4 protein-coding genes are annotated in these 7,544 nt (G+C 72.7%); 2 read left to right on the top strand and 2 right to left on the bottom strand.

Annotated features, from left to right (window positions below; translation table 11 throughout):
- Window positions 1-161: 161 nt before the first annotated feature.
- Entirely contained in the window at window positions 162-3,389 is a 3,228-nt protein-coding gene (locus GA0115240_RS31535; RefSeq protein ID WP_202451937.1) for a glycoside hydrolase family 3 C-terminal domain-containing protein, read from the bottom strand.
- A 117-nt stretch (window positions 3,390-3,506) separates the two neighbouring features.
- Window positions 3,507-3,908 (bottom strand): RICIN domain-containing protein, encoded by a 402-nt coding sequence (locus GA0115240_RS31540; protein ID WP_093742048.1) that lies wholly within the window; start codon window positions 3,906-3,908, stop codon window positions 3,507-3,509.
- Between the two features lie 886 nt (window positions 3,909-4,794).
- Between GA0115240_RS31540 and GA0115240_RS31545 the strand changes: the two genes are divergently transcribed.
- Both GA0115240_RS31545 and GA0115240_RS31550 read left to right on the top strand, forming a co-directional pair.
- The gene (locus tag GA0115240_RS31545) at window positions 4,795-6,246 is read left to right on the top strand and encodes a WS/DGAT domain-containing protein (protein ID WP_093742050.1); all 1,452 of its coding nucleotides are present in this window, start codon (window positions 4,795-4,797) and stop codon (window positions 6,244-6,246) included.
- Window positions 6,247-6,424: 178 nt separating this feature from the next.
- Window positions 6,425-7,544 (top strand): SDR family oxidoreductase (locus GA0115240_RS31550; RefSeq protein WP_141709035.1); only part of this gene is annotated, 1,120 nt, incomplete at its 3' end.

A 7,544-nucleotide genomic window follows, 5' to 3' on the forward strand; every position in this document is an offset into this window, starting at 1 on the left:
ATACCGCCAAAAAGAGCGGCCGGCGTCCGGCAGGCGCCGGGCGGGCCGGTCGCCGTCCGGGCGCACGCGATCGGCCCGGGCCACAGGGCCCGGGCCGGTCGGTTCAGGTCGCCGCCGAGGCGGCGGCGCATCGAGGACGCGTCAGCGCCCCGGACCGGGGACTACGACAGCGTCCACGACTGGTTGGCGGCCCCGGTGCAGGACCAGATCTGCACCTGTGTGCCCGGCGTTGTCGACATCCCGGTGTCGTCCAGGCACTTGCCCGACGCGGGATTCAACAGGGCGCCGTTCGACTGGTGCTGCCAGACCTGCGCGCCGGTGCCGTTGCAGGTGTAGAGGTCCACCAGTGTGCCGTTGGCGGTGCCCGCGGCGTTGACGTCCAGGCACTTGCCGAGCGCCTGGAGGGTCTGGCCGGAGACCGTCCACTGCTGGGCGGCCGTGCCGTTGCAGGTGTAGACGTCCACCTTGGTCTTGTCGACGGTGCTGGCGCCGGCCACATCGAGGCACAGCCCCTGGTAGCCGGTCACCTGACCGCCCGACCCCGGGCCGCCGCCCGAGCCGGCCGGAGCGACCCAGGACTGGGCCGCCGAACCGTCGCAGGTGGTGATCTGTACCTGGGTGCCCGTCGCGGTCGACGAGTTGGGGTCGACCAGGCACTTGCCGGACGACGGATTGAGCAGCGACCCGTTGGCCTGGTGCTGCCAGACCTGCGCGCCGGTGCCGTTGCAGGTGTAGAGGTCCACCAGTGTGCCGTTGGCGGTGCCGGCGCTCTTCACGTCGAGGCACTTGCCGGCCGCCTGCACGGTGCCGTCCGCCTGCTCGGTCCACTCCTGGCCGTTGGTGCCGTTGCAGGTGTAGACGTCGACCTTGGAGCCGTCGGCGTTGTTGTCGCTGCTCAGGTCGAGGCAGAGCCCGCCGAAGCCGACCAGGGGATTGGCCACGGCCGAACCGCCGGGCGCCACCGTCCAGATGAAGCTGGTACTGGCCAGCGCCCCCGCGCCGTCCTGGGCCGTGACGGTGACGGTGCCTGTACCCGTCGCCGTCGGCGTTCCGGTGATCAGGCCGGCCGCCGAGATCGAGGTGCCGGCCGGGAGCCCGGTGGCGCTGAAGGTCGGCGTCTGGCCGCCGGTGGTGTCCTTCGCCGCCAGCTGGACGGAGACCGCGGCGCCCGCCTGGCCCTCCTGACCGCCGGGGTTGGTGACGGTCAGCGGCTGGCCGAGCTGCGCCGAGGTGACCGACAAGGTGCCGGTCAGCGGCAGGCTGCCGCCCGAGTCGCCGACCGCGACGCCGTAGCTTCCGGTGCTGGTGGCCCAGGCGTCCGACGCGGCGTTGTAGTACTGCAAGTTGCGCTGCGTGAGCGGGAAGCTGACCGTCTGGCTGGCCCCCGGCTGGAGGTTGACCCGGGCGAACCCTTCGAGCTGCTTGGGCGGTTCACCCGACGCCGCCGGATCGGTCACGTACAGCTGCGCGACATCGGCGCCCGCCCGCGTGCCGGTGTTGGTGACGGTCGCGGTGACCGTCGCCGCGCCGCCGGCCGGCAGCGTACCGACGTGCAGGTTGCTGAAGGAGAAGCTGGTGTAGGACAGCCCGAAGCCGAAGGGGAACAGCGGGGTGAGGTTGTTGGCGTCGTACCAGCGGTAGCCGACGTCCACGCCCTCGGAGTACTGGACGTTGCCGTTCGTGCCGGGCCACTGCGCCGCCGTGTGGGCCGGCACCTGGGACAGCGAGGTCGGGAAGGTCACCGGCAGGTGGCCGGAGGGGTTGGTGTCGCCGAAGAGCAGCGAGGCGATGGCGGTGCCGTCGCCCTGGCCCGCGTACCAGGCCTCCATCACGCCCTTGACCGATGCCAGCCACGGCATGGTCACCGCGGAGCCGGTGTTGAGCACCACGACGGTGTTGGGGTTGGCCGCGGCGACCGCCGAGATCAGCGAGTTCTCCGCGCTGGGCAGGTCGATGGCGCCCAGGTCGCTGCCCTCGGACTCGAAGTCGCTGACGAAGACGACGGCCACGCCGGAGGACGCGGCGAGCGAGGCGGCCGAACTGTTCGAGGAGCCGTCGTTGTAGGCGACGGTGACGCCGCTGCTCGCGGCCCGTGACGTGATCCCCTGCAAGGGGGTCACCGTGCCGCTGGAGGTGACGCCCGCGCTGCCGCCGCCGTCGGTCTGCGGGGAAGTGGAGGCGTCCGCGCCGATCACGGCGATCGACTTGGTGGTGGCGGCCAGCGGCAGCACATTGCCGCTGTTCTTCAGCAGCACCGTGCCCTCTTCGGCGATCCGGGTCGCCGCGCTCTGGTCGGCGGCGCTGGTGGCGGTCTGGGCGGGCGAGCCCACCGGGGCCTTGTCGAACTGCCCGAAGGCGAACATCTCGGTGAGGATGCCGGACGTCAGCGAGTTGAGGGTGGCCTGGCTGACCGCGCCGGAGGCGACCGCGCTCTGCAGGGCGCCGCCGTAGAAGCCGTCGTTGCCCGGCATGTCCTGGTTCAGGCCGGCGTTGGCGGAGGCCGCCGTCGCGTGGGTGGCACCCCAGTCCGAGGTCACGAAGCCGGAGAAGCCGAACTGCTGGCGCAGCACGGTGTTCAGCAGGTAGGGGTTCTGGCACGCGTAGGTGCCGTTGATGGTGCTGTAGGAGCACATCACCGAGGAGGCGGCGCCCTGTTGGACGGCGTCCTGGAAGGCCGGCAGGTAGATCTCCTGCATGGCCCGGTTGCTGATCACCGCGTTGTCCGACGGCGTGTTGCGGTTGGTCTCCTGGTTGTAGACCGCCAGGTGCTTGACCTGGGCCATCACCCCGGTGGACTGCACGCCGCGGATATTGGCCGCGCCCAACTGACCGTTGAGGTAGGGGTCTTCGCCGACCGACTCGAAGGCGCGGCCCCAGCGCGGGTCGCGGTCGATGTTGATGGTCGGGCCCAGGTCGACCGTGGTGCCCTTGGCGGCCTCCTCGGAGCCGATGACCTGGCCGTAGCTCTGCTCGGCCGCGGTGTCCCAGGTCGAGGCGGCGTCAACGGGGGCCGGGAGTTGGGTGACGGCGGTCATGCCGTCGGCGACGCCGGCCGGACCGTCCTCCAGATTCATCGCCGGGATGCACAGCGAGCCGATCGCCGGAGTGAAGCCGACATAGCTGGAGCCGCTCGCGCCGGTGGCCAGGGTCACCTTCTGCGCGGTGGTCATCTTGGCCAGCAACTGGCTGACCCGCTGGGGGATGGGTGCGGTCGAGTGCACCCAGGGACAGGCGCTGCTGCTCACCGCGGCCGGCGCGGCGGGACCCGCGGACGCGGTGGGGGCCACCGCCCCGAGAAGACCGGAACCGCCGGCCACCAGGGCCAGGGTGACCAGGTAGGTCGATCGTTGTCTTGCTGATGGTCGGGCCGATATGCGGAACGTGTGCACGATGCCTCCAAGCATCTGCCGCACCGGTCGCCTGCCGGTGCGCGTGACCAACCGGTACGGAGAGGAGCACGGTCCGCACCGGATGCTGGGGTGACGCCAAGCCCGGGCTACGGGGGCTCAACCAGGGAGCTTCCACGCCTGGTTGGCGCCGGCCGTGCAGTCCCGGAGCTGGAGCCGGGTGCCGTCGGCGGAGCTGTTGCCGGTGGCGTCGAGGCTGCGGCCCGAGGCGGGGTCGCGCAGCGAACTGCCCGCGCCCGCACGCCATTGCTGGGCGGCGGTGCCGTTGCAGTCGTAGAGCTGCACCGCCGTGCCGTTGGCGGTGCCGGCCCACACACGTGCCGCCGTACCCGACGATCGGGCCGGTGGGGCTTGTCGGGCCGGTGCCGGTGCCGGTGCGGGCTGCCGGGTGGCCGCGTCGGCCTGGGCGGTGCCGGTGAGGGCGAGCGTGAGGGCGGCCAGCGTGGCGCAGACGGTGGGGAGGAGCGCCGCGATCCTGGTCCGGCCCGGTCGTCGCGTCATGACCGAGTCCTTTCGGTTGGCAGTCCGCCTCTGCGGTGTGAGCGCTCCCAGGGAGGCTGGGGCCTGCGTTCTGCCCGCGAGGGGGGAGGAGGCTGGAGCCGTGCGACAGGTGGGTGGGGGGAGATGCGTTTGCCCAGGTCAGCTGGATGCGCGGTGGGGTGGGGGACCTGGCTGGGCCACGAGACATGAAGTCAGACCCGGCGCCGCGATGTCAATAGGTCTGGACCAGTGCGGGTTTCCGGGCCGGCGGGCGATCCGGGAAAGCGCTGGTCGCGCGGGCGGTGCGGCGGGCAGGCCGCTCGCAAAGATTTGACCAACGGCGGCACCCCGGCGGAGGGCGCCGTCTACGAGAAGTGAACGCGGCGGGGCGGTCCCGCCGTCGGGATCAGACGCCGGGGATCAGGAAGTGGGCAGCTTCCCCTGCCGGTTGGCGGCGGTCCCGCAGGTCCCGATCTGCACCCGACTGCGGTTGACCGGGCCGAGCGCCGGATCGGCCGGGCTCTTGCCGCTGTTGCGCGGCTTGGGCCGGCATCGGGCCGCAGTCGTTGGGGGCGGCCAACTCCTCGGCGACCTTGACGCCGTCGGACGGGGGCTGCCGCAGGACCGTCCGGTGCGCCGGGGGCGGGCTGTTCGGCTCTGCGGGTGGCGCCCCGGGAGCCGGACGGGTGAACGTTTCGGCACTGGAGCGACTACCGTTTGACCTCGGATGATGACCTACGGTGAGAATGGCTTCCGTGCGCCGGACCGGAGCAGTCCGGCGTCACGGACGCGCCGCTCAGCCGACCGGCGTACGGCCACGCCGCACCTGCAAGCTGCGCACCGACAGTGACTCCGGACGCTCCCGCGGTCGGCCGCGGCTCGGCGCCGACAGAGGAGCCGGACCACCATGGACCGCCTGAGATCGAACCCGGTCGATCAGTTCTTCGTCGATCTCGACGACGCGGCGCCGCACTACCCGCTGCACCACACCCATGTCCTGCGCTTCCACGGCACACCGCCCACCCGGGACCGGCTCGCCGCGCACCTCGCCGCCCGGCTGCACCTGGTCCCCGAACTCCGCTTCCGGCCGGGGGTTCCGCACGGCCGCTGGGAACGGTCCGCGGAGCTGGACTTGGGTCAGGGTCAGGGCCGGGGCCAGGGCCTGGGGCTCGAATCGCGTCCGGAACCGGGCTTGGGGGCGGACCTGGACCGTCAGGACCCGGAACCGGACCGTCAGGACCCGGAACCGGACCGCCGGGGCCGCGAGCCGGAGCCGACCGCCGACACCCGGGCTGCCGCCCACCTGCGGATCGTGTGCCTGGACCGCGGCGCCCCCCTCGGGGCGGTCCCGCTGCTCGACGCGCCGCCGCTGGACCCCGCGCCGCCGCTCCCGGACCCCGACGAGGGCTTCGCGCTCGCCGCCCAGACCCTCCTGGAGGCATCGCTCTCACCGCTGGGGCCGGTGTGGGACGTCTGGCTGCTGTACGGCTACACACCCGGGGAGTTCGCCCTCGCCTACCGGGCCCATCACGCCTTCCAGGACGCCGGAGCGGCCGGCGAGACCACGCGCCGCCTGTTCGGACCGCTGGACGCGGAGCCCATGGCGGCGGTGGGCGGCGGTCCGCGCCCCCGGCGGCCGGCCGTTCTGGCGCATGTCCCACGGGTGGTCGCGGACCTGATCACGCCCCGGGTGCGGACCCGCAGGGCCTTCGCGGCGGCGGCCGACGCGCACGGGACACGGGTGGCCGTCTCCGAACCGGTGGACCTCGACTACCTCCGCAAGATCGGCGAGATGCACGACGCGTCGGTCAACCAGGTCTACCTCGCCGGGCTCTGCGGCGCGCTGGCGGATGTCTTCACGGCGGTCGATCCGCACGTCTGCGTGCCGATGAGCACCGCGCTGCCGGGGGAGGAAGGCGCAGCGCTGGGCAACCGGCTGTCCATGCTGCGGGTCCAACTGCCATGCTCCGAGTCGTCATTGCGGCGCCGGATAGAGCTGATCCGGCGCAGGACGGCGAGCGCGCGGAAGCCGGAGCGGCGCGCGTGCACCAGCGCGATGATCCGGCTGTGCCCCGATCCGCTCGCCCGCTGGACGGTTCGCAATTACCTCCAGCCGCGCCGGACGCAACTGGTCGCCTCCAACCGCGCGTTGCCGGACGGGCTGTCCTTCGACGGGAATCCGGCGCACACCGCCCTCTTCGTCCCGCCGCTGATCCCGGGACACCGCGGCTTCTCCTTCTTCTCGACCTTCGGCCGCAAGGCCCGCCTCGCAGTCGTCTTCCCGGCCGCGAGCGCCAACTGGCAGGCCGTACCCGAGCGATGGCTCGAATCGTTGGAGGAACTCGCGACCCTCGGCTGATCGCCGGCCCGCTCCCGCGGTCCCCCGGTGGTCCCCGTGATCTCCGGTGATCTCCGGGGGTTCCCGGTGATCCCGGCGGGCCCCCGCGATCCCGGCGGTCGCGGTGGCCCTTCGGCCCGACCGGTCGACACCGGCATTCCACGGCGACCTGCCGACCAGCAACCCGGGAGGGTTCATCGTGCCCATCGTCATCACCGGCGCCACCGGCTTCCTCGGCATCCATCTCCTGCCGTACCTCCTGGAGTCCGGACAGCGGATCATCGCGCTGACCCGCCGGGGCCGCCCGCCGGTCCACGAGCGACTCGTGCGGTGCCTGCGGGCGAGCGGCGTACCCGAACGCCTGGTGCGGGCCGTACCGGACCAGGTCCGCGGTGTCCCGGTCGACCTGAACCGCGAGGATCTCGGCCTGACGCCGGGGGAGTTCGAGAAACTCGCCGCGCAGGCAGGCGAGTTCTGGCACCTGGCCGGCCACGTCGGCCTCAACGCACCGGCCAGAGCCCTGCACCGGACCAATGTCACGGGCACCGGTCATCTGCTGCGCCTGGTCGCGGCCGCGGCCCCGGGCGTACGCGTCCACCACGTCAGTACGGCCTTCGTCGCGGGCGGCCGCAGCAGCGGAGCCGTCCGCGAGGCGGACCTGGACGGCGCGCACGGCTTCGAAAACGCCTACGAGCGCTCGAAGTTCGAGGCGGAGCACTACGTCCGGCGGTGGACGGCGGAGCAGCGGGCGCGGGTGGTCGTCTACCGGCCCAGCATCCTGGTCGGCGACCGGCCGAGCGAGATCGGCACCCCCAGTAACCCGCTGGCCGAACTGGCCCGGGCCTTTGGCCTGTTGACGGGCATGCCATCGGACGGCCCGCCGGGCGACCGGTCCGGGACGGTCGCGGAGCCGGCGGGCGCCGCTCCGCTGGTACGGATCCAGGGCCGTCCGGGCGCCCACTTGAACCTGCTGCCCGTGGAAGCGGCGGCCCGGCTCATGCACGAACTGGCCCGCCGGCTCGACCCCGTCCCCGGCACCCCGTCGACCTGCCACCTCACCCACCACCAAGAGACGCCGGTGCAGGCCGTGTTCGAGGCGGTCGGCTTCCTGCACGGCCTGCGCATCCGCCTCGTGCCGGGACCGGTCGCCGACCCCACCGAACTGGAGCGCCTCGCGGCCCGGGCGACCCGTGCCTTCGCGCCCTACGCGGGCCACCGGCGGACGTATCTGCGCACCACGCTGCGGGACCACGGCCTGGACCGGCACGACATCGCACCGATCGACCACGCCTATCTGGTCCGGGGGATGCGGCGGATCG

It is taken from the genome of Streptomyces sp. DvalAA-14, from assembly GCF_900091855.1.
In the GTDB taxonomy this organism is placed as follows: Bacteria; Actinomycetota; Actinomycetes; order Streptomycetales; family Streptomycetaceae; genus Actinacidiphila.